This window comes from Muricoccus vinaceus (genome assembly GCF_042433125.1).
Lineage (GTDB): Bacteria > Pseudomonadota > Alphaproteobacteria > Acetobacterales > Acetobacteraceae > Roseomonas > Roseomonas vinacea.
On the sequence record NZ_JBHLVZ010000002.1, the window covers coordinates 283,371 to 303,834 of the forward strand.

18 protein-coding genes are annotated in these 20,464 nt (G+C 74.1%); 5 read left to right on the plus strand and 13 right to left on the minus strand.

Going from position 1 to position 20,464, the window contains the following annotated elements; all coding sequences use genetic code 11:
• The first annotated feature begins 15 nt into the window (after positions 1–15).
• Positions 16–414 carry a hypothetical protein gene (locus ACFFIC_RS03095; RefSeq protein WP_377048595.1) on the plus strand — a complete coding sequence of 133 codons (399 nt, stop codon included), beginning with the start codon at positions 16–18 and terminating at the stop codon, positions 412–414.
• Between the two features lie 42 nt (positions 415–456).
• On the opposite strand, the gene ACFFIC_RS03100 is transcribed toward ACFFIC_RS03095, so the two are convergent.
• From ACFFIC_RS03100 to glcF, 4 genes are all read right to left on the minus strand, one after another.
• Positions 457–711: a hypothetical protein gene (locus ACFFIC_RS03100; protein WP_377048596.1), complete on the minus strand. Its 255-nt coding sequence runs from the start codon at positions 709–711 to the stop codon at positions 457–459.
• A gap of 96 nt (positions 712–807) precedes the next feature.
• Positions 808–1,884 carry a methylated-DNA--[protein]-cysteine S-methyltransferase gene (locus tag ACFFIC_RS03105; protein WP_377048597.1) on the minus strand — a complete coding sequence of 359 codons (1,077 nt, stop codon included), beginning with the start codon at positions 1,882–1,884 and terminating at the stop codon, positions 808–810.
• Positions 1,885–1,989: 105 nt separating this feature from the next.
• Entirely contained in the window at positions 1,990–2,655 is a 666-nt protein-coding gene (locus ACFFIC_RS03110; protein ID WP_377048598.1) for a tetratricopeptide repeat protein, read from the minus strand.
• Complete coding sequence (glcF, locus tag ACFFIC_RS03115; protein WP_377048599.1) at positions 2,652–4,001, minus strand: glycolate oxidase subunit GlcF; 1,350 nt, start codon at positions 3,999–4,001, stop codon at positions 2,652–2,654. Before glcF ends, ACFFIC_RS03110 begins: the two co-directional genes overlap by 4 nt.
• A gap of 151 nt (positions 4,002–4,152) precedes the next feature.
• Here glcF and ACFFIC_RS03120 point away from each other — a divergent pair, with 151 nt between their 5' ends.
• Positions 4,153–4,344 (plus strand): hypothetical protein, encoded by a 192-nt coding sequence (locus ACFFIC_RS03120; RefSeq protein ID WP_377048600.1) that lies wholly within the window; start codon positions 4,153–4,155, stop codon positions 4,342–4,344.
• 39 nt (positions 4,345–4,383) lie between these two features.
• On the opposite strand, the gene ACFFIC_RS03125 is transcribed toward ACFFIC_RS03120, so the two are convergent.
• Positions 4,384–5,673 carry an adenylosuccinate synthase gene (locus tag ACFFIC_RS03125; RefSeq protein WP_377048601.1) on the minus strand — a complete coding sequence of 430 codons (1,290 nt, stop codon included), beginning with the start codon at positions 5,671–5,673 and terminating at the stop codon, positions 4,384–4,386.
• Positions 5,674–5,677: 4 nt separating this feature from the next.
• Positions 5,678–6,892: an ATP phosphoribosyltransferase regulatory subunit gene (locus ACFFIC_RS03130; protein WP_377048602.1), complete on the minus strand. Its 1,215-nt coding sequence runs from the start codon at positions 6,890–6,892 to the stop codon at positions 5,678–5,680.
• Between the two features lie 206 nt (positions 6,893–7,098).
• On the opposite strand from ACFFIC_RS03130, the gene ACFFIC_RS03135 reads away from it, so the two are divergent.
• Together ACFFIC_RS03135 and ACFFIC_RS03140 are read left to right on the plus strand one after the other, a co-directional pair.
• Positions 7,099–7,626 carry a hypothetical protein gene (locus ACFFIC_RS03135; protein ID WP_377048603.1) on the plus strand — a complete coding sequence of 176 codons (528 nt, stop codon included), beginning with the start codon at positions 7,099–7,101 and terminating at the stop codon, positions 7,624–7,626.
• Between the two features lie 59 nt (positions 7,627–7,685).
• Positions 7,686–9,794, plus strand: coding sequence for a tetratricopeptide repeat protein (locus tag ACFFIC_RS03140; protein ID WP_377048605.1), 2,109 nt, complete (start codon positions 7,686–7,688; stop codon positions 9,792–9,794).
• 4 nt (positions 9,795–9,798) lie between these two features.
• Here the strand turns inward: ACFFIC_RS03140 and ACFFIC_RS03145 are convergent, their stop codons facing one another.
• Complete coding sequence (locus tag ACFFIC_RS03145; RefSeq protein ID WP_377048606.1) at positions 9,799–11,244, minus strand: MFS transporter; 1,446 nt, start codon at positions 11,242–11,244, stop codon at positions 9,799–9,801.
• Positions 11,245–11,320: 76 nt separating this feature from the next.
• Positions 11,321–12,529, minus strand: coding sequence for a phosphoserine transaminase (locus ACFFIC_RS03150; protein ID WP_377048607.1), 1,209 nt, complete (start codon positions 12,527–12,529; stop codon positions 11,321–11,323).
• A 126-nt stretch (positions 12,530–12,655) separates the two neighbouring features.
• Between ACFFIC_RS03150 and ACFFIC_RS03155 the strand changes: the two genes are divergently transcribed.
• The gene (locus ACFFIC_RS03155; RefSeq protein ID WP_377048608.1) at positions 12,656–13,687 is read left to right on the plus strand and encodes an AI-2E family transporter; all 1,032 of its coding nucleotides are present in this window, start codon (positions 12,656–12,658) and stop codon (positions 13,685–13,687) included.
• Between the two features lie 7 nt (positions 13,688–13,694).
• Here ACFFIC_RS03155 and thiD read toward each other — a convergent pair whose 3' ends face one another.
• The 5 genes from thiD to tilS all read right to left on the minus strand — a co-directional run bounded on the left by thiD (position 13,695) and on the right by tilS (position 20,437).
• Entirely contained in the window at positions 13,695–14,501 is an 807-nt protein-coding gene (thiD, locus tag ACFFIC_RS03160) for a bifunctional hydroxymethylpyrimidine kinase/phosphomethylpyrimidine kinase (RefSeq protein ID WP_377048610.1), read from the minus strand.
• Positions 14,498–15,877 (minus strand): phosphoglucosamine mutase, encoded by a 1,380-nt coding sequence (gene glmM / locus ACFFIC_RS03165; protein WP_377048612.1) that lies wholly within the window; start codon positions 15,875–15,877, stop codon positions 14,498–14,500. The genes thiD and glmM overlap by 4 nt, the downstream gene beginning before the upstream one ends.
• A 161-nt stretch (positions 15,878–16,038) precedes the next feature.
• Positions 16,039–17,091, minus strand: coding sequence for a dihydropteroate synthase (gene folP, locus ACFFIC_RS03170; protein WP_377048614.1), 1,053 nt, complete (start codon positions 17,089–17,091; stop codon positions 16,039–16,041).
• 150 nt (positions 17,092–17,241) lie between these two features.
• The gene (ftsH, locus tag ACFFIC_RS03175; RefSeq protein ID WP_377048615.1) at positions 17,242–19,167 is read right to left on the minus strand and encodes an ATP-dependent zinc metalloprotease FtsH; all 1,926 of its coding nucleotides are present in this window, start codon (positions 19,165–19,167) and stop codon (positions 17,242–17,244) included.
• 91 nt (positions 19,168–19,258) lie between these two features.
• Positions 19,259–20,437: a tRNA lysidine(34) synthetase TilS gene (gene tilS, locus ACFFIC_RS03180; RefSeq protein ID WP_377048616.1), complete on the minus strand. Its 1,179-nt coding sequence runs from the start codon at positions 20,435–20,437 to the stop codon at positions 19,259–19,261.
• Positions 20,438–20,464: the final 27 nt, after the last annotated feature.

Consider the following 20,464-nt stretch of genomic DNA (forward strand, 5'->3'; position numbering starts at 1 on the left):
GCGATCGGAACCGAGATGAAGCGTTTCGCCACAACCGTCCGCGGCCTCGCCCCGCGCATCCTGGCGGCCGCGCTGATGGCCGGCGGGCTTTCCGCCGTGCTCGCCGCGCCCGCCCAGGCCCAGCGCAACGGCACCTACGAGGTCGCCGGCACCAATCCGGACGGCTCCAGCTATTCCGGGAACATCCTCATCCAGCAGGTCGGCCTTGCCTCCTGGCGCGTCCGCTGGACCATCGGCCAGGCGCAGATCGAGGGCTACGGCATGTCCGTGGGCCGGGTCTTCTCCATCGGCTTCGTGCTGGGGGAACGCCCGGGCATGAGCATCTTCGAGGTGGCCGAGGATGGCAGCATGTCCGGCCAGTGGACCCTGATCGGCAGCAGCGCCATCGGCACCGAGAACCTCACCCCGCGCTGAGCGCGCCCGGCCGGGCGGGCCCGTGGGCGGCCCGGCGACTCCTCACCCCGCCCCGAACACCCGCCAGAGCCCGACCGCCAGGCCGACCGCCCCGCCCGGCACGGTCAGCCCGAGCACCGCGCGCACGGCGCGCAGCCCGGCGGCGCCGCGCCGCTCCCGCTCGGTCCATTCCTCCCTGGGCCGGGCGGGGTCCCAGGGCTCATCCTCCGCGCCGATGAAGCGCCCCACGGCGGCCTCCCGACCGGGCAGCGCCGCCCGCCTGCGGAACGGATCATCAAAGGTCGGGTGCCGCTGCACGTCCTCACCCCTCGGTAGCCCGCGCACCCCTCCGGCGCGCCGCGCACGCGCCGCAGCGTGCCACGAAACAACCGGGTCCGAAACGGCCTTCACGCTTCAATCGGCGCCGCCTGCCGCCCCTTCCCGCGCGAGCAGCGCCCGCTTGCGCTCCATCCCCCAGCGATAGCCGCGCAACGACCCGTCCCGCCCCACCACCCGGTGGCAGGGCACCGCCAGCGCCACCCCGTTGCCCGCGCAGGCCCGCGCCACCGCACGCGCGCCGCGCGGCATGCCCAGCCGCGACGCCAGCGCCGCGTAATCCACCGTGCCCCCCGGCGGGATGGCCCGCAGCGCCTCCCAGACGCGCTTCTGGAAGGCGGTGCCGCGCAGGTCCAGCGGCAGGTCCAGCGCGCCGCGCGGCTCCTCCACCCAGGCCAGCACCCGGGCCACGGCCTCGCGGACCGGCGCATCCGCCGCCTCGATCCGCGCCGCCGGGAAGCGCCCCGCCAGCGCCGCGCGCAGCGAAGCCTCGTCCGTCCCGAACTCGATCGAGCACACCCCGCGCGCCGTCATCCCCACCAGCACCGGGCCGAGCGCGCTCTCGCCGAAGGCAGTGCGGATCACCTCGCCCGCCCCACCCCGCCGCGCGGCGCCCGGCGTCATGCCCAGCACCTTTCCGCCATCCTCGTAGACCCGGCTCTCGCTGCCGAAGCCCGCCCCGGCCACGGCATCCGCCACCCGCTCGCCCGAGGCCAGCGCCGCGCCCAGGCGCCGCGCGCGCAGCGCCGCCGCGTATTCATGCGGCGTCACCCCCGCCACCGCCCGGAACAGCCGGAGGAAGTGGTGCCGCGCATAGCCCGCCCCCGCCGCCAGCGCCGCGAGGGACGGCATCTCCTCGGCGGACTCGATCTCGGCGCAGGCCGCCCGCACCGCCGCCGCATGGACCGCGGCCCGGCTCCCGTCGGGGTCGCAGCGGAGGCAGGGGCGGAACCCGGCCAGGACGGCCTCCGCCACCGCCCCGAAGAAGCGCACGTTCCGCCGCAGCGGCGGCCGGGCCGGGCAGCCAAGGCGGCAGACCACCCCCTGGCTGGTCACGCCGTAGAAGCGCCCCGGCCACTCCTCGCGCCGCAGAAGCGCCTGCCAGAGCGCCTCCTCGTCGGGGGCCGGTCCACGGGGTTCGATCGTCTGGCTCATGCCGCCTTCTCCCCCGCCTCGCCTCCCCGATGCCATCCGGCCGTTGCGCCCGAACGGCCCATCCCGGCCCGGCCTGCCCGGATCCGGCCGCTCAGGTCTGGTCGCTCAGGTCTGGTCGCCCAGCGCCCGCCGGGTCAGCTCCCGCCGGCGTGCCTCGCCGCCCGGCAGGAAGGGGTTGATCCGCAGCGCCGCCTCCAGGCTCCGCAGCGCCCCGCCCGCGTCCCCGGCCTCCTCCTGCAGCTCCGAAAGCGCCGCCAGCGCCCCGAAATGCCGGGGCTCCAGCCGAAGCGCCTCCCGCAGGTCCGCCGCCGCCGCCGCCCGGTCACCCGCCGCCGCCTGGGCGCGCCCGCGCAGCACCCAGGATTCCGGGAAGTCGGGCTGCAGCGTGATCGCCGCGTCCAGGTCCTCCACCGCATCCGCCGATTCGTGGGCCTGCATGGCCCGCAGGCCCTTGCGCAGCAGCAAACCCACCGCGGGCGAGCCGCCCTCCGCCCAGAGCGCCTGGATGCGCGCCTGGATCGGCGCCGCGGCGGCCTCGTCCGGCGCCTGGGGCAGCCCGTCCAGAAGCCGGTCCAGCTCCGCCCGCCGCGCCTCGGCGGCCCCGGCCCGCGGCATGGGGGAGGCGAGCGGCGGTATCGCCGGGCCCAGCCCCGGACCGCTGCCCGGCGTGGGCAGAACCTGCGCCGCCACCGGCCCCCCCGGCACCACGGCCAGCCCCGCCGCGCCCGACAGCACGGCCAGCAGCCCCGCCGCGCGCGCCAGGCACGTCATTCCGCCGCAACCGCCTGCCGCGCCACCTGCCGCCCCCTGGCCTCCGCCACCGCAGCCGGCTCCGGCCCGCCCGCCATCCAGTCCAGCAGCTCCACCGTGTGCGCCACCGGCAGCGCTTCCCCGCCGAGCTGCGTCAGGCACCCGATATTGCCCGATGCCATGAGGTCCGCCCCCGTCCGCTCCAGGTGCCCGAGCTTGCGCTCCCGCAGCTTCCCCGCGATCTCCGGCTGGAGGATGTTGTAGGTGCCCGCGCTGCCGCAGCAGAGATGCGCCTCGGCGGGCACCCGCACCTCGAAGCCCGCCCGTTCCAGCAGCGACTTCGGCACCGCCGTGATCCCCTGCCCGTGCTGGAGGGAGCAGGCCGCGTGATAGGCCACCGCCAGCCCCGGCCGCTCCCGAAGCGGCGCGTAGTCGAAGCGCGCCAGCACCTCCGACACGTCCTTGGCGAGCCCCGCGATCCGCGCCGCCCGGGCGCGCAGCACCGGCTCCGCCTCGCGGAACATGTGCCCGTAATCCTTCACCGTGGTCCCGCAGCCGGAGGCGTTGATCACCACCGCGTCCAGCCCCTCGCCCTCGGCTTCGGCGGCCCAGGCCTCGATATTGGCACGCGCCTGGGCGTGGGAGGCGTCCTGCTTGCCCATGTGGTGGGTCAGCGCGCCGCAGCAGCCCTGGCCCGCCGTCACCACCACGTCCAGACCCATCCGCGTCAGCAGCCGGATGGTCGCCTCGTTGATGGAGGGCGCCAGCACGGTCTGCGCGCAGCCCACCAGCAGCGCCACCCGCCCGCGCCGCACGCCCTCGGCGCGGTGCACCGTCGCCCGCGCGGAGGCGCCCGCCGGCGGCAGCGCGGAGGGCGCCAGGTCCAGCATGGCCCGCATCCGCTTCGCCGTCATGGAGGCGCCGCCCAGCAGCCCGCGCAGCGGCCGCGCGATCCGCGCGCCCACCAGCGCCGCCCGGAACAGCGCGGGGCGCGGCAGCACCACCGACAGCACGTTGCGGATCACCCGCTCGGCGAAGGGGCGCCTGTAGGTGTCCTCGATGTGGTGCCGCGCATGGTCCACCAGGTGCATGTAGTGCACCCCGCTCGGGCAGGTCGTCATGCAGGAGAGGCAGGACAGGCAGCGGTCCACGTGCCGCACCTCCTGCTCGGAGGCCGCGCGGCCGGATTCCAGCATGTCCTTGATCAGGTAGATGCGCCCGCGCGGGCTATCCAGCTCGTCGCCCAGCAGCACGAAGGTCGGGCAGGTGGCCGTGCAGAACCCGCAATGCACGCAGGTCCGCAGGATCTGGTTGGATTCCCGGGTATCCGGATCCCGGAGCTGTTCCACCGTGAATTCGGTCCGCATCCATTCCACCCTTCTCGGTCCTGCCGCCCTCCAGGATCGCCGCGGCAACCCCGGAAGCGCTGTGCCGTTGGCCCAGGCCAGGAACACCCAACAAGAATACGACGGCCGCGCCTTGCAAGGGCCCGGCCCCGAAAAGGATCAGCGCCCCGCCATGCCGACCCCGCCCCAGGCCTCAGCCCGCCCCGTCAAGGCCGACCCCGCCCGCCTCGGGGAGGCCGAAGCCGAGCGGCAGGCACGCCTGATGGCCAGGCCCGCCGACGGCGCCACCCGCTTCCCCGGCGATGGCGGCCAGGCGCTCCCGCCCGGCGCCGCGCCGGCCCAGCCCCGCGATCCCAGGGGCTGAGCAAGCGCCGGCCCGCCTTCCGCCGGGCCGCCCGCGCGCTCAGCCCGCGAAGGGGTCACTCACGGTGATGGTGTCGTCCCGCTCCGGGCTGGTGGACAGCAGCGCCACCGGCGCCTCCACGAGTTCCTCGATCCGGCGCACATACTTGATGGCCTGCGCCGGCAACGCCGCCCAGGACCGCGCGCCGCGGGTGCTGCCAGACCAGCCCTCGATCGTCTCGTAGACCGGCTTGGCCGCCGCCTGCGCCGCCATGCCCGCCGGCAGGCGCCGCACCATCTCGCCGTTGATGTCGTAGCCCGTGCAGATCTTCAGCTCCGGCAGGCCGTCGAGCACGTCGAGCTTGGTCAGCACCAGCCCGCTCACGCCACCCACCTTCACCGCCTGCCGCACCAGGCAGGCATCGAACCAGCCGCAGCGCCGCGGCCGCCCCGTCACCGTGCCGAACTCGTGCCCGCGCTCGCCCAGCAGCTTGCCCGTGTCGTCGAACAGCTCCGTCGGGAAGGGACCGGACCCCACGCGCGTGGTGTAGGCCTTGGCGATGCCGAGCACCGTCCCGATCGCGTGCGGCCCAACCCCCGCGCCCGCCGCGGCATTGCCGGCCACCGTGTTGGAGGAGGTGACGTAGGGATAGGTCCCGTGGTCCACGTCCAGCATCACGGCCTGCGCGCCCTCGAACATCACGCGCTTGCCCTCCGCGCGCGCCTGGTCCAGCCGCTCCCACACCGCTTCCATGAAGGGCAGCAGCTTCGGCGCCCAGCCGAGGATCTGCTGCATCAGCGCGTCCTTGCCGAACTCCGGCGCCCCGAGGCCGCGCAGCAGCGAGTTGTGGTGCAGCAGCAGCTCGTCGAGCTTGCGCGACAGCGTCTCCGGCTCCGCCAGGTCGCACAGCCGGATGGAGCGCCGCCCCACCTTGTCCTCATAGGCCGGGCCGATGCCGCGCCCCGTCGTGCCGATCTTGTCGCCGCCCCGCGCGGCTTCCCGCGCCTTGTCGAGCGCGGGGTGCAGCGGAAGGATCAGCGGGGTGTTCTCGGCGATGCGCAGGTTGTGCGGCCCGACCTCGAGCCCCTGCGCCCGCACCTTCTCGATCTCGCCCAGCAGCGCGTCGGGGTCCAGCACCACGCCGTTGCCGATGATGCCGAGCTTGCCGCGCACCACGCCCGAGGGCAGCAGGCTCAGCTTGTAGGTCTGGTTGCCCACCACCAGCGTGTGGCCCGCGTTGTGCCCGCCCTGGAAGCGCACGACGATGTCGGCGCGGCTGGCCAGCCAGTCCACCACCTTGCCCTTGCCCTCGTCGCCCCACTGGGCGCCGATAATGGCGACGTTGGCCATGGCCCTACTCCTTCGTGTGTCGCGCGTCGCGCGCGCCAGTGTCTCTCGCGTCGCCCGCGCCCGGACCGGGCGCACCCCCGGCGCGGCCCAGCTCAACCACCTCGCCGCCCCGCAGCGCATGCGTGCAGCCCAGCGCCCGCGCCTCGTCCGCCGGCGAGAGCGCCGCCACCGTCACGCGCCCCGCCCGCCGCAGCCCGGCCGCCACGGCCGGCTCATGCCCCAGCGGCAGGAAGATCCGCTCGGGCGCGGCCGCGCGCGGCGCTGCCCGCAGCGCGGCATCCGGGTAAAGGCTCAGCCCCGTCGCCGGCTCCTCGCCGCTCATGTAGCGCCCGCCGCGCCCCAGCTCCCCGGTGCGCCCGGGCCCATAAAGCGTGAAGGCCACCCCGGTGTGGTAGCGGAAGCCGCGGAACTCCACGGGATCCAGCGTGATCCGCAGCCCCGGCAGGCGGCGGCGCAGCGCCGCCACCACCTCGGCGGCGTTGTCCGCGATCCGCCGCGGCCCTTCCGGCAGGGGCGCGGCGCGCAGGGCGGCCAGCGCGCCGTCCGCCGGCCCCGCCGCCGCCAGCAGCCCGACCAGGAAGATCGCGGGCGGCCCCGCCGCCTCGGCCAGCCGTGCGACCTCCGCCGCGTCCTTGCGGTCCAGCGCGCGGGCCAGGCGCGCACGCGCCGTGCCCTCCAGCCCCGCCGCGTCCAGCAGCGCCGGCGACATGGCCGGCAGGGTGATGTCCAGCGCGACGCCCGCGATGCCCACCGCCTCCAGCGCCTCGACGCCGAGCGCCGCCGCCTCCGCATCGGCCTCGGCGCTGTCCACCCCGATCAGCTCCACGCCGAGCTGCGGCAGCTGCCGCTCCGGCGCGATCTGCGTGCCGCGCACCCGCAGCACCTGCCCGGCGTAACACAGCCGCAGCGGCCGCGGCGCGGCCCGCAGCCGTGTCGCCGCGATGCGCGCAACCTGCGGCGTGGTGTCGGCACGCAGCCCCATCATCCGCTGGCTCTCGGGGTCCATCAGCCGGAAGGTCTGGTCCGCCAGCGCGGCGCCAGAGCCCTGCAGCAGCCCTTCCTCGAACTCCAGCAGCGGCGGCTTCACCCGCTCGTAGCCGTGGCTCGCGAAGACCCCCATCATCGCCTCCACCAGCGCCGCCTCCCGCGCCGCCTCGGGCGGCAGGAGGTCGGACAGGCCGGCCGGCAACAGGGCCGGGTTCGGTGGGTCGTCGGTCACGCGAGGAAGGTCATCGGCTGGTGGGGGATCGCCCGGGCTTCTTTGCGCGGCGTGAATGGCAGCGAGGGCCCCGCGCCGCAAGTCCCGCGCCCCAACTCGGCGCCCCAACTCGGCGCCGGGCCCGCCACGCCACATGCGCCAGCGCCCTGCGGGACGACCCATGTAAACGGCCCGTCGGCGCCCCAGATGCGCCCGAGAGGTTCCCCATGAAGAATGCCCTTCTCGCCTTCCCCCTTTGTTCGGCCCTCTTCCTCGCCGCCTGCGGCGATGGCCGCCTGGTCGGCAACATCGGCCTCGCCGACCCGCTCCGCGGCCCCGCACGCGCGGCACCCTTCGAATACGGCCAGACCGAGAAGCTCGCCGGCCGCCCCGCCGCCGCCGCCGAGGCCGCCGCCCAGATCGAGGCCTTCGCCAACGCCGCCGAAACCGACCCGCTCTGGACCCATCCGCGCAACGCGACCCTGCTGCCCCAGCTCCAGATCGCGCGGCGCGAGTTCCGCCAGGCTCTCGGCGTCCCCTCCGCAACGCCCCCGGCGGTGGCGGTGAACGCCTTCGCCCAGGCCTCCGCCGCCCTTGCCCAGGCCGACACGCGCGGCGCGGAGCTGGCGCTGGCCCCGGTCGGCGGCGGCGCCACCCTCGCCCGCCTGTCCAACCTGCCGCGCCTGCCCAGGGTGGAGGAAGCGGCGCAGGCGGTGGCCATCGAGTCCAACCGCAACCACCACGGCCGCGGGTAACCCCGCCTTCACCTTCCCTGGGGCAGTGTTTCCCCGCCAGAACGGCGGGAGACACGGACTTGCCCCAGCGAAGCATCCGGCACGGCCAGCAAGGCGCCGGCGGGCGGGTCGATCCCGCCGAAACCACCGCCCGCGCCCTCGCCCTGCACCGCCAGGGCGACCTCGCGGCCGCGGCGCCGCTCTACCGCGCGGTGCTCGCCCGCCACCCCCGCCACTTCGGCGCGCTCCAGCTCCTCGGCCTGCTGCACGCCATGCGGCAGGAACCCGCATCCGCCCTGCCCCTTCTCCGCCGCGCCATCGCCGTGGACGACCGGCACGGCTTCGTCCACAGCAACCTCGGCAACGCGCTGGTGGAACTCGGCCAGGCCGCGCAGGCCCTGGCCTCCTTCGACCGTGCCATCGCGCTCGACCCCGGCCTGGTGGAAGCGCGCGTCGGCCGGGGCAACGCCCTGCAGGCCCTCGGCCGCAACGCCGAGGCCCTGTCCACCCTCGACGAGGCCCGGGCGCTCGGCGCCGACATGGCGGAGCTGCACAACAACCGCGGAAACGCCCTCCGCGCCCTCGGCCGCGCGGAGGAAGCCCTTCCCGCCTACGACGCCGCCATTGCCCGCAAACCCACCTATGCCGGCGCCCACGCCAACCGCGCCACGGCGCTGAGCGACCTCGACCGCGACGTGGAGGCCTTCGCCAGCATCGGCATCGCGCTGATGCTGCGCCCGGACGACCCGGCCTTCCTGAACATCCAGGGCGTCATCCTCCGCGACCTTCGCCGGCCGGAGGAAGCGCTCGCCAGCCTCGACCGCGCCCTGGTCCTGGCCCCCGGCCTCGCCGACGCCCACGCGAACCGCGTCGCCGCGCTCTGCGACCTCAACCGCCAGGAGGAGGCGCTGGCCAGCGCCGAAGCCTCCCTGGCGCTGTGCCGGAACGCCGCCGCCCACCGCAACCGCGCCGCCGTCCTCGCGCAGCTCAGCCGCCATGGGGAGGCCGAGGCCGAGGAAAGCGCCGCCCTCCAGGCCGATCCGGGCTCGGGCGAGGCCTGGAACGGCCGCGGCAACGCCCTGGTGGAACTCGGACGCTTCGAGGAGGCGCTCGGCTGCTTCTCGACCGCCGCCGGGCTTTTCCCGGGCAACCGGAACATCCCCTACAACCGCGGCAACGCGCTGCGCGGCCTGGGCCGGCACCAGGACGCCATCGCCGCCTTCGACGAATCCCTCGCGATCGATCCCGGCCATGCCGAGGCCCATTGGAACCGCTCCCTCAGCCTGCTCGCCCTGGGCAGTCTGGAGGAGGGCTTCCGCGGCTACGAATGGCGCTGGCGCCGCAAGAACGCCGTGCCCCACCGCCACGGCGCCTCCCCCCTCTGGCAGGGTGGGGCGCTCGAAGGCCGCACCCTCCTGCTCCATGCCGAGCAGGGGCTGGGCGACACGATCCAGATGGCGCGGTTCATCCCCCTCGCCGCCGCGCGCGGCGCTCGGGTCCTGGTGGAGGCCCAGCGCCCGCTCCACCCCCTGCTGCGCCAGCTGCCCGGCATCTCCGCCCTGTTCAGCCCGGGCGAAACCCCGCCGCCCTTCGACCTGCAATGCCCGCTGATGAGCCTGCCATTGGCCTTCGGCACGCGGCTGGACACGATCCCCGGGCCCATCACCGACCTGTCCGGCAACCTCGCCCGCGCGGGCGCCTGGGACCGCGACCTGCCCGGCGGCGTGCTGCGCCTGGGCATCGCCTGCTCCGGCAATCCCGACCACGCGCGGGACCGCGAGCGCTCCATCCCCCTCTCCCTCTTCGCCCCGCTCCTGCGCCCGGGGGTGGAGGCCTTCCTGATCCAGACGCAGCTCCGTCCATCCGACGAAGCCTTCCTGGCCGCGACCCCTGGGCTGACCGACCTGCGCCCTCGCCTGACCGGCTTCGGGGAAACCGCCGCGGCCCTCCTCGCCATGGATGCGGTGGTCTGCGTGGACACCAGCGTGGCGCATCTCGCGGGCACGCTGGGCACCCCCGCGCACCTTCTCCTGCCCTCCCTGCCCGACTGGCGCTGGCTGCTCGATCGCGCGGACAGCCCCTGGTACCCCAGCCTCCGCCTGCACCGCCGCGCGCGCGGCGAAGGCTGGGAAAGCGTCATCGCCCGCGTCGCCGCCGCGCTTCCGGAAGCGGCGCGGCTGGTGGCCTGAGGCGCTATTCCGCCGCCTGGGAAAGCGGCCGGGCCACATCCTCCAGCGACTTGCCCTCGGCCGCGAAGCCCAGCTTCCACTCGGTACCCGCCGCGATCAGCATCAGCGCGGCGCCCAGCAGGTAGCCCCACATGATGTCGGTCCGCTGCCCGCCCTCGATCAGCACGCCGAACAGCGCGGGGCCGACCACCCCGCCGACCAGCGTGCCGAAGGCGTAGAACAGCGCGATGCCCATGGCCCGCATCTCCAGCGGAAAGCTCTCCCCCACCGTGAGATAGGCGGCCGAGGCGGCCGCGGAGGCGAAGAAGAAGATCACCGTCCAGGCCGCCGTCTGCTCCCAGGCGGAAAGCCAGCCCTGCGCGAAGGCGTAGCCCGTCACCGCCATCAGCACCCCGGCCAGCCCGTAGGTGGCCGTGATCATGATCCGCCGCCCGATCGTGTCGAAGAAATGCCCCAGCAGCAGCGGCCCCGCGAGGTTCCCCAGCGCGAAGGGCAGCATGAACCAGCCGATATGGGCCGAGGAAATCCCGTAGAAGCGCGTCAGCACCAGCGCGTAGGTGAAGAACACCGCGTTGTAGCAGAAGGCCTGGCAGGCCATCAGCACGATCCCCAGGACCGCCCGCTGCGGATAGGTGCGGAACAGCGTCCGCGCCACTTCGCCCAGCGTCGTGTGGCTGCGCGGGTCGATGCGGATCGGGCTTCCCGTCACCGGCGGCAGCGGCCCCTTCTCGCGCGCCACCCATTCCTCGATGTCGCCGACGATCTTCTCCGCCTCGGCATTGCGCCCATGCGTCATCAGCCAGCGCGGGCTTTCCGGAATAAAGCGCCGCAGCAGCAGCACCGAGAGCGAGAGCGCGCCGCCCACCCCGAAGGCCAGCCGCCAGCCAAGCTCCGGGTCGATCACCGCCGGGTCCAGCAGCACCAGGGAGGACGCCGCCCCCGCCGCGGCCCCGCCCCAGAAGGTCCCGTTCACCGCGAGGTCCGTCGTGCCCCGCCGCCGCGCCGGGATCAGCTCCTGGATGGCCGAGTTCACCGCGGAGTATTCCCCGCCGATCCCCGCCCCCGTGAAGAAGCGGAACACCGCGAAGGACCAGAAATCCCAGGAGAAGCCGGTCGCGATCGTCGCCACGAGGTAGACCAGCACCGTGAGCGTGAACAGCTTCTTCCGCCCCAGCCGGTCCGTCAGCCAGCCGAAGAACAGCGCCCCCGAGACCGCCCCGAGCAGATAGGCCGAGGCCGTCAGCCCCACCTGCGTTTCCGTCAGCTGAAGCCGCGGGCTTTCCCGGATGGCGCCGGCCAGCGACCCCACCAGGGTCACCTCCAGCCCGTCGAGCACCCAGGTCACCCCCAGCGCCACAACCACCAGCCAGTGGAAGCGTGACCAGGGAAGCCGGTCCAGACGGTTCGGAACATCGGTGGTGAAGCTGGCGCTGTTGAAGCTGCCGGACATGATTCCTCCGCTCGGCGCGCCCCAACGCGGCCCTTCCCGAGCGGAACCGCGCGCGGCGCGGAAGGTTACAGGCGCCTCACCCGTCGGCCGCCGCCTCGTCGCGCGCCATCTCCACCGCCACCTCGGCGAAGGCCCAGTCCAGCCAGGGCAGCAGCGCCTCGATGTCGGAGGTTTCCACGGTCGCCCCGCCCCAGATCCGCAGCCCTGGCGGCGCGTCGCGATAGGAGGCGAGGTCCAGCCCCACCCCCTCCGCCTCCAGGATGGCGGCCAGCCGCTTCGCCACCCGCGCCTGCGCCCTGGCATCCATCGCCAGGAACCAGGGAACCACGATCTTCAGGCAGATCGAGGTGCAGGACCGCGCCTCCGGCTCCTCCGCCAGGAAGGCCGCCCAGCCGCTGGACGCCACCCAGCGCTCCACCGCCGCCAGATTGGCCTCCGAACGGGCGACGAGCCCGTCCAGCCCACCCACCGATTCCGCCCAGCGCAGCCCGTCCAGCGCATCCTCCACGCACAGCATGGAGGGCGTGTTGATGGTGTCGCCCTCGAAGATCCCCTCGATCAGCTTCCCGCCCCGGGTCAGGCGCATGATCTTCGGCAGCGGCCGCCCGGCGTCGTACCCCTCCAGCCGCGCCACCGCCCGCGGCGAGAGCGCCAGCATCCCGTGCGCCGCCTCGCCCCCCAGCACCTTCTGCCAGGACCAGGTGACCACATCGAGCCTCTCCCAGGGGAGCCGCATGGCGAAGGCAGCCGAGGTCGCGTCGCAGATCGCGAGCCCCTCGCGCTCCTCCGCGATGAAATCCGCGTCGCGCAGCCGCACGCCGCTGGTGGTGCCGTTCCACACGAACACCGCGTCCCGCTCCGGCGCCACCGGGTCCAGCGCGGGCAGCCGCCCGTAGGGCGCCTCCCGCAGCGCGACATCGGGCAGCTTCAGCTGCGCCACGATGTCGGTCGCCCATTCCTTGGAGAAGGACTCCCACACCAGCACGTCCACGCCCCGCTGCCCCAGCACCGACCAGAGCACCATCTCCACCGCCCCGGTGTCGGAGGCCGGCACCACGCCCAGCCGCCAGTCCGCGGGCATCCCGAGGATGGCCCTGGACCGCGCGATCACCTCCGCGATGCGGCCCTTCGGCTCCGCCGCCCGGTGGCTGCGCCCCACCATGGCCCCCTCCAGCGCCGCCAGCGACCAGCCCGGCCGCTTGGCGCAGGGGCCGGAGGAGAAGCAGGGATTCGCCGGCCGCACCGCGGGCCTCGCCGCGCCAAGCTCGATCATTGCCTTGCCCATCGCGCGACCCTCTGCCGGCGGCCTGCCCGCCCGGTGGCCCATGGGCTTGCCGCCGCCCGCCCCTCCGGTCAAGCGCACCGCAACATGGAAGGGGCAACCCGCCCGCCCCACTCCCGTTGCGCCCGGGTGCGACACGAAACAGCCACCCTCCTGATCGCCCTGGCCGCCGTCGGGCTCATCGCCTGGCTCGCGCCCGACGTGCTGCTCATCGTCTTCGCGGGCTGCCTGCTGGCGGTCGCGCTGCGGGCGGCCGGGGTGCCCGTCGCGCGGCACCTCAACATCGCCGAGCACTGGGGCGTCATGCTCGTCGCCCTGCTCGCCCTCGTCGCGATCGGCCTGCTGCTCTGGTTCGGCTTCGCCACCCTGGCCGGCCAGGCCCGCGAATTCACCCAGGCCGTCCCCCGCGTGCTCCGCAGCCTCGCCGAACTGCTCGACGGCCTGCCCGGCGCCGAATGGCTCAAGCAGAACGCCTCGCCCGAAGCCTTCCAGCCCTCGGCGAGGACGGCGGCGAACGTGGCCCTCGCCGGCGTCGGCGGCACGCTGGGCGCGCTCGGCAACTTCCTGCTGGTGCTGCTGCTCGGCCTTTATATCGGCTCGGACCCCACCCTCTACCGCCGCGGCGCCCTGGCCCTGCTCTCCCCCGGCCTCCGCCCGCGGGGCGAGGCCACGCTCAACGCCATGGCCCATTCCCTGCGCGGCTGGCTCCTCGGGCAGATGTTCGGCATGACCTTCACGGGGGTCTTCACCTTTCTCGGCCTCTGGGCGCTGGGCGTGCCGCTGGCGGCCCTGCTCGCCATCCTCACGGCCATCTTCGGCTTCATGCCCTATATCGGGCCCGTCATCGGCGCCGTGCCCGCCGTGCTGATCGCCGCCTCGCAGGACCCCTCCCTGGTGCCCTGGGTGATCGCCCTCTTCTTCGCCTCCCAGAACATCGAGGGCAATTTCCTCACCCCCATGGTGCAGAAGCAGTCCTCGGACGTGCCGCCCGCCGTGCTCCTGGGCGCGCAGGCGCTCTTCGGCACCGGCCTCGGCTTCCTCGGCATCCTGCTGGCGGCCCCCATCGCGGCGGCGGCCATGGCCGCCATCCGCGTCTCCTATGTGGAGGGTTGGGTGGAGGACCCCGCCGACAGCACCCGCAAGGCCCTCATCCGTCCCTGAACGGGGATCAGAGGGCGGCGACCCGCCCCGGATCCACCGTCACCCCGTGGTCGAGCGGCCCGTGCCCGCGCCCGTATCCCGGCGCGGAGCGGATCGCCGCGGCCACGTAGCCCCGCGCCCGCAGCACCGAATCGCGCAGCCCCATGCCCTGCGCCAGCCCCGCCGCGATCGCGGAAGCCAGGGTGCAGCCCGTGCCGTGCGTGTGCCGCGTGTCGATCCGGGGGCTCTCGAAAACCTCCACCCCTTCCTCGGTCGCCAGCACGTCGTGCACCACCGGCCCCTCAAGGTGCCCGCCCTTGAGCAGCACGGCCGGCACGCCCAGCGTCATCAGCAGCCCGGCCGCGTGGCGCATGGCCTCCAGGTCGGGAATCGCCATGCCCGACAGAACCTCCGCTTCCGGCAGGTTCGGCGTCAGCACGGCGGCCAGCGGCATCAGGCGCCGCTTCAGCGTCTCCACCGCGCCCATGTCCAGCAGCCGCGCGCCGCCCTTGGCCACCATCACGGGGTCCGCCACCAGCGGCAGCCCGGCCCCCGACAGCTCGTCGCACACGGCATCGATCGTGGCGGCATCGGCCAGCATGCCCGTCTTGATGCAGTCCGCCCCGATATCCTCCAGCGACATGCGGATCTGCAGGCGGAGGAAGTCGAGCGGCACCGGATGCACGGCGCGCACCCCCTCCGTGTCCTGCGCCGTCAGCGCCGTCACCGCCGTCGCGGCATAGGCACCCATGGCGGTCACCGCCTTGATGTCCGCCTGGATGCCCGCGCCGCCGCCGGAATCCGACCCGGCGACGATCAGCACGCGCCCCTTCATTCGGCCGGCACCCGCGCCGGCGCCGCGGCCGCGCTGCGGATCACCTCCGCCAGCCGCGCGGTCAGCGCCTCCACCATGGCCCGTTCCTCCGCCTCCACCATCACGCGGATCAACGGCTCGGTGCCGCTGGCGCGGATCAGAACGCGCCCGCGCGAGCCCAGCTCCCCCTCCGCCGCCGCAAGCGCCGATACCACCCGCTCGTCCTCCAGCGGCGCCCCGCCGGCATGGCGGACGTTCACCAGCTTCTGCGGCAGCGGCTCGAAGCGGCGCAGCACCTCGCTCGCCGGCCGCCCCTCCTCCACCAGCACGGCCAGCACCTGCAACGCCGCCACGAGCCCGTCGCCGGTGGTGCCGTAATCCGACAGGATCAGGTGCCCCGACTGCTCGCCCCCCAGGTTGGAGCCCAACTCGCGCATCGCCTCGCCCACGTAGCGGTCCCCCACCTTGGTCCGGTGCAGGTTGAGCCCTTTCTTCTCAAGAAACCGTTCAAGCCCGAGGTTGGACATGACGGTCGCCACCACGCAGCGCCCGTTCAGCCGGCCCGAGCCCGCCCAGGAGGCCGCGACGGTCGCCAGGATCTGGTCCCCGTCCACCACCGCCCCGGTCTCGTCCACCAGCACCACCCGGTCGGCGTCGCCGTCCAGCGCGATGCCGAGATCCGCCCGCCGCTCCCGCACCAGGGCCGCAAGCTGCCCGGGCGCCGTGCTGCCGCAGCCATCGTTGATGTTGAACCCGTCCGGCGCCACGCCCACGGACACCACCTCGGCCCCCAGCTCCCACAGCACGGTCGGCGCCACGCGATAGGCGGCGCCATGGGCGCAATCCACCACGATCCGCAGCCCCTCGAGGCTCCGCCCGCGCGGGAAGCTCGCCTTCACCGCCTCCAGGTAGCGCCCCGGCGCCCCCTCCAGCCGCGAGGCCCGCCCCAGCTTCGAGGGCGCGGCCAGCGCCGCCGAAAGGTCGCCGCCCATCAGCGCCTCGATCTCCGATTCCTGCCCGTCCGAAAGCTTCAGCCCGTCCGGCCCGAACAGCTTGATCCCGTTGTCCTCGTAGTGGTTGTGGGAGGCGCTGATCATCACCCCGAGGTCGGCCCTGAGGCTGCGCGTCAGCAGCGCGATGGCCGGCGTCGGCAAGGGCCCCACCAGCACCACGTCCATCCCCGCGCCCACGAAGCCCGCCGTCAGCGCCGGCTCCAGCATGTAGCCCGACAGCCGCGTGTCCTTGCCGATCACCACGCGGTGCCGGTGCTGCCCGCGGTTGAAGAAGCGCCCCGCCGCCTGGCCCAGCCGAAGCGCGGTGGCGGCATCCATCGGCGCCCGGTTGGCGACCCCCCGGATCCCGTCGGTGCCGAAAAGGCGTCTCTGGGGGTTGCTCATGCTGCTTTCTCTCACTTGCCTCGCGCCCGCAGGCCAGGGTTCCCGGCCTCGGCATCACGCTGCCATGTAACGCGCCGGCCCGGCCGCGTATCGTCACGCTTTGTCGGGTGAGCCGCCCACATGGCGCGCTGGGTGGAACAGCCCTGCCACGCGCCCTCCCCTCAGACCTGGGGCGGCCCGCCCACGCTGGCCCGCCAGAGCCGCAGCGCCGCCACCGTTTCCGCGACATCGTGCACCCGCAGCATCGCCGCCCCGCGGGAGGCCGCCGCCACGGCCACCCCCACGCTGCCGGCCATCCGGTCGCCCGGCGTCTTGCCGCCCGAAAGCGTCCCCACGAAGCGCTTGCGCGATGCCCCCACCAGCACCGGGCAGCCCAGCCCGAGCAGGATGGGCAGCCGGTCCAGCAGTTCGAGGTTGTGTTCCATGGTCTTGCCGAAGCCGATGCCGGGGTCCACCGCGATCCGGTGGCGCGGGATGCCCGCCGCCTCGCAGGCCGCGATGCGCCCCGCCAGGAAAGCGGCCACCTCCACCGCCACGTCGCCGTAGCGGGCATGCTCCTGCATGGTCGCCGGCTCCGTGCCGGGCATGTGCATCAGCACCACCGAGCAACCGGCCTCCGCCACCACCGCCAGCGAGTCCGGGTCGTGCCGCAGCGCGGTCACGTCGTTCACCACCTCCGCCCCGGCGTCGAGCGCCGCCCGCATGGTCGCGGCGTGGCGGGTGTCCACGCTCACCGGCGCGTCGCGCGCGATGGCGCGGATCACCGGAAGGATCCGGGCCATCTCCGTCTCGGCATCCACCGGGGACGCGCCGGGCCGTGTGCTCTCCCCACCCACGTCGATCATGTCCGCGCCCGCCTCCAGCATGGCGTTGGCCGCCATCAGCGCGGCGCGTGGGTCGAAATGCCGCCCGCCATCCGAGAAGCTGTCCGGCGTGACGTTCAGCACCGCCATCACCAGCGGCCGCCCCAGGCCCGCCGCATCCGGCAGACCCGCGAAAGGCTGGGGCGGGCGCGTGATGGCCAGCACGGCCTCCTGCCAGTCCTCGGGCGTTTCCACCGCCGGCATCAGCCCGGCGAGTTGCCCGTCATCGATCAGCCGCACCAGGGTGAAGGCCGCGGACCCGCCCTCAAGCGGCAGGGCGGCGCCGGCGGCAACGGCGGCGAAGGCGCCGCGCCCGTGCAGCAGCCCCATCGGTTCGACCCAGCGCGCCATCCAGCCCTCCATCCCCCGCCCGCTCCCGCAACGGGGGGCCACGCACGGAAACGGGGGCCACAAAGGGCCCCCGTCACCATTCAAGCGTCTCGAAGCGCCCCGCGCCAGGGGCAGCCCCCCGGAAACGGGCGGTCCCGCCGGGACCGTGTGTCAGGCCCCGGAAGGCGCCGGCTGCATGCCGCCCGTGTCGGGCCGCGGGTTCGGCCGGCCCGAGCTCGGAACGCTGCCGCGCCCCTGGTTCACCGGCTCGTCCGGGCGGTCCCGCACGATCGGATCACCCCGCAGAACCTGCCGGATCTCGTCCCCCGAAAGGGTCTCGTATTCCAGCAGCCCCTTGGCCAGCAGGTGCAGCTCCTCGATCCGGTCCGTCAGGGTCTTCTTCGCCCGCTGATAGGCCGTGTCGATGATCGAGCGGATCTCCCCGTCGATCGCCTGCGCCGTCGCCTCGGAAACGTTCTTGGACTGCGTCACCGAATGCCCCAGGAAAACCTCCTGGTCGTTCGAGCCATAGGCGACCATGCCGATCTTCTCGGACATGCCCCACTCGGTCACCATCCGGCGCGCGAGGTCCGTCGCCATCTTGATGTCGCCCGAGGCACCGTTGGACACCTTGTCGGGACCAAAGATCACCTCCTCCGCGACGCGCCCACCCATGGCCATGGCCAGCTCGGCGTTCATCTTGGACTTGTGCTTGGAGTAGCGGTCGCCCTCCGGCAGGCTCATCACCAGGCCCAGCGCGCGGCCGCGCGGGATGATGGTGGCCTTGTGGACGGGGTCGCACTCCTCCTCGCTCATCGCCATCAGCGCGTGGCCGGCCTCGTGATAGGCGGTCATCCGCTTCTCGGCCTCGGACATCACCAGGCTGCGCCGCTCGGCGCCCATCAGCACCTTGTCCTTGGCCTGCTCGAACTCGTGCATGCCCACCGTCCGGCGCCCGGTGCGGGCCGCGAGCAGCGCCGCCTCGTTGACGAGGTTGGCGAGGTCCGCGCCCGAGAAGCCCGGCGTGCCGCGCGCGATCACCTTCGGCTCCACGTCGGAAGCCAGCGGCACCTTGCGCATGTGAACCCGCAGGATCTTCTCCCGCCCGTTCACGTCGGGGTTCGGCACCACGACCTGCCGGTCGAAGCGGCCGGGCCGCAGCAGCGCGGGGTCGAGCACGTCCGGCCGGTTCGTCGCGGCGATGAGGATGACCCCCTCGTTCGACTCGAAGCCGTCCATCTCCACGAGCATCTGGTTCAGGGTCTGCTCGCGCTCGTCGTTGCCGCCGCCGAGGCCCGCACCGCGATGCCGGCCGACCGCGTCGATCTCGTCGATGAAGATGATGCAGGGCGCGTTCTTCTTGCCCTGCTCGAACATGTCGCGCACGCGGGAGGCACCCACGCCCACGAACATCTCCACGAAGTCGGAACCCGAGATCGTGAAGAAGGGCACGTTGGCCTCACCCGCGACCGAGCGCGCCAGCAGCGTCTTGCCGGTGCCCGGAGGTCCGACCAGCAGAACGCCCTTGGGGATCTTGCCGCCGAGGCGCTGGTACTTCTGGGGGTCGCGGAGGAACTCCACGATCTCCTCCAGCTCGCCCTTCGCCTCCTCGATGCCCGCCACGTCCTCGAAGGTCACGCGGCCGGACTTCTCCGTCAGCAGCTTCGCCTTGGACTTGCCGAAGCCCATGGTGCGACCCCCGCCGCCCTGCATCTGACGCATGAAGAACACCCAGACGCCGATCAGCAGCAGCATCGGGAACCAGGAGATGAGGATCTGGAAGAGCGGGTTGACGTCGCTCTCCTCGGGCCGTGCGACCACGCGCACGCCCTTCTCCGTCAGCCGCTGGATCAGCTGCGGGTCCTCGGGCGTGTAGGTGCTGAAGGTCCGCCCGTCCTGGAGCTGACCCGAGACGATCCGCCCCTGGATGGTGGCGTCCCGCACGTGCCCCTGCTGGACCTCGTTCAGGAAGTCCGAATAGGCCACCTGCATCCCGCGCGTGGAGGAGGTGCCCGAGGGCTGGAACAGATTGAACAGCGCCACGAGCAGCAGGGCCACGATCACCCAGAGCGCGAGGTTGCGACCGAAATTGTTCACTTGGAGGTCCCGATCCTTGGCCGGCCACGCCGGCACGCCAAGCAAGATAGGGATGCGAAGGTCAACAGGGAACCACCAGATGATGCGGCTTTCATGCAACTGGCCCCGCGAAAGGCCGAAATTCGACCGAAACCCCGTCGTGACCCGGCCCTGACAGCCCCGGAACGGCCAGCAGCGCCCCGCCGGGGCCGCGAACCGCGGGCAACCCGGCCGCGACGACGGCCGGCAGGGCACCCCTGCGGCCTCCTCCCCCCAGCGCCCCGATCACCGCGCCGGCCGGCGCGCGGAGCACCCGCCAGCGGCCGTCCCACACCACGCCGGGCCGGGCCGGCACCGGGCCGGCGCAGCGCGCGGCCTCGCGGCACAGCAGGGTCCCCCGCCACAGGACGCCCCCGAGCGTGCCGCCGCCCCGCGCCAGCAGCGCCGCGACTCCGGCCCGCGGCGGCGGATGCTCCGCCCCCGAGACCGCCCGCAGCAGCGCCGAAAGGGCCGCGGCCGCCACGGCATCGTTCCCCAGCGCCGCGCGGTCCAGCCGCGCCCAGCCGCCGTCCTGGAACCAGGCCGCGCCGGCCAGCCGCTCCGCGACCGCCGCCCGCAGCCGGCCCCGCCCGAGGGCGAAGGCCTCCGCCGCCATCGCCAGCGCCGCCACTCCCGGGCCTTCCGGATCGCCCAGCGCCTGCCGGAGCCGGGCGCGGGCAAAGCGCGGATCGTCGTTGGAAGGGTCGCGCACCGGCTCCAGCCCGAGCCCCGCCAGGAACCGCTCGATCGCCGCCGGACCCACCCCGAGCAGCGGCCGCAGCACCAGCGCGCCGCTCGCGGGTCGCGCCGCCGCTATCCCCGCCAGCCCCGCCGCGCCCGAACCCCGCAGGGCCCGGAAAGCCAGCGTCTCCGCCTGATCAGCCCGGTGGTGCCCCAGCAGCAGCCAGGGAGCCCCTTCCGCCTCGCAGGCATCGGCCAGCGCCTGGAAGCGCGCCGCCCGCGCCCGCTCGTGCAGGCCCGGCCCGGCGCCGAGATCCAGCGCCAGGCACCGCGCCGCGATGCCCAGTTCCCGCAATCGGGCGAGCACGCCGGCCGCCTCGGCGCCGCTGCCCGCCCGCAGGCCGTGATCCGCCACCAGCGCGATCAGGCGGCCGCCCCGCGCCGCCACCCAGTCGCGCGCCAGCACGGCCAGGGCCAGGCTGTGCGGCCCGCCGGAAACGCCGGCCGCGAGGAGCGGCGCCCGCCCGAAGGGGCCGAGCGACGCCATCCCCGCCTCGAACGCCGCCTGCAAACCGCCCGCCGGGGAGGCGGCGCCCGC

Bases quoted from the DNA above. Each gene is read 5' to 3' on its own strand.
- ACFFIC_RS03095 (WP_377048595.1), top strand. From the start codon at position 16: ATGAAGCGTTTCGCCACAACCGTCCGCGGCCTCGCCCCGCGCATCCTG.
- ACFFIC_RS03105 (WP_377048597.1), bottom strand. From the start codon at position 1,884: ATGAGCCAGACGATCGAACCCCGTGGACCGGCCCCCGACGAGGAGGCG.
- ACFFIC_RS03110 (WP_377048598.1), bottom strand. From the start codon at position 2,655: ATGACGTGCCTGGCGCGCGCGGCGGGGCTGCTGGCCGTGCTGTCGGGC.
- glcF (WP_377048599.1), bottom strand. From the start codon at position 4,001: ATGCGGACCGAATTCACGGTGGAACAGCTCCGGGATCCGGATACCCGG.
- ACFFIC_RS03120 (WP_377048600.1), top strand. From the start codon at position 4,153: ATGCCGACCCCGCCCCAGGCCTCAGCCCGCCCCGTCAAGGCCGACCCC.
- ACFFIC_RS03125 (WP_377048601.1), bottom strand. From the start codon at position 5,673: ATGGCCAACGTCGCCATTATCGGCGCCCAGTGGGGCGACGAGGGCAAG.
- ACFFIC_RS03135 (WP_377048603.1), top strand. From the start codon at position 7,099: ATGAAGAATGCCCTTCTCGCCTTCCCCCTTTGTTCGGCCCTCTTCCTC.
- ACFFIC_RS03145 (WP_377048606.1), bottom strand. From the start codon at position 11,244: ATGTCCGGCAGCTTCAACAGCGCCAGCTTCACCACCGATGTTCCGAAC.
- ACFFIC_RS03150 (WP_377048607.1), bottom strand. From the start codon at position 12,529: ATGGGCAAGGCAATGATCGAGCTTGGCGCGGCGAGGCCCGCGGTGCGG.
- thiD (WP_377048610.1), bottom strand. From the start codon at position 14,501: ATGAAGGGGCGCGTGCTGATCGTCGCCGGGTCGGATTCCGGCGGCGGC.
- glmM (WP_377048612.1), bottom strand. From the start codon at position 15,877: ATGAGCAACCCCCAGAGACGCCTTTTCGGCACCGACGGGATCCGGGGG.
- folP (WP_377048614.1), bottom strand. From the start codon at position 17,091: ATGGCGCGCTGGGTCGAACCGATGGGGCTGCTGCACGGGCGCGGCGCC.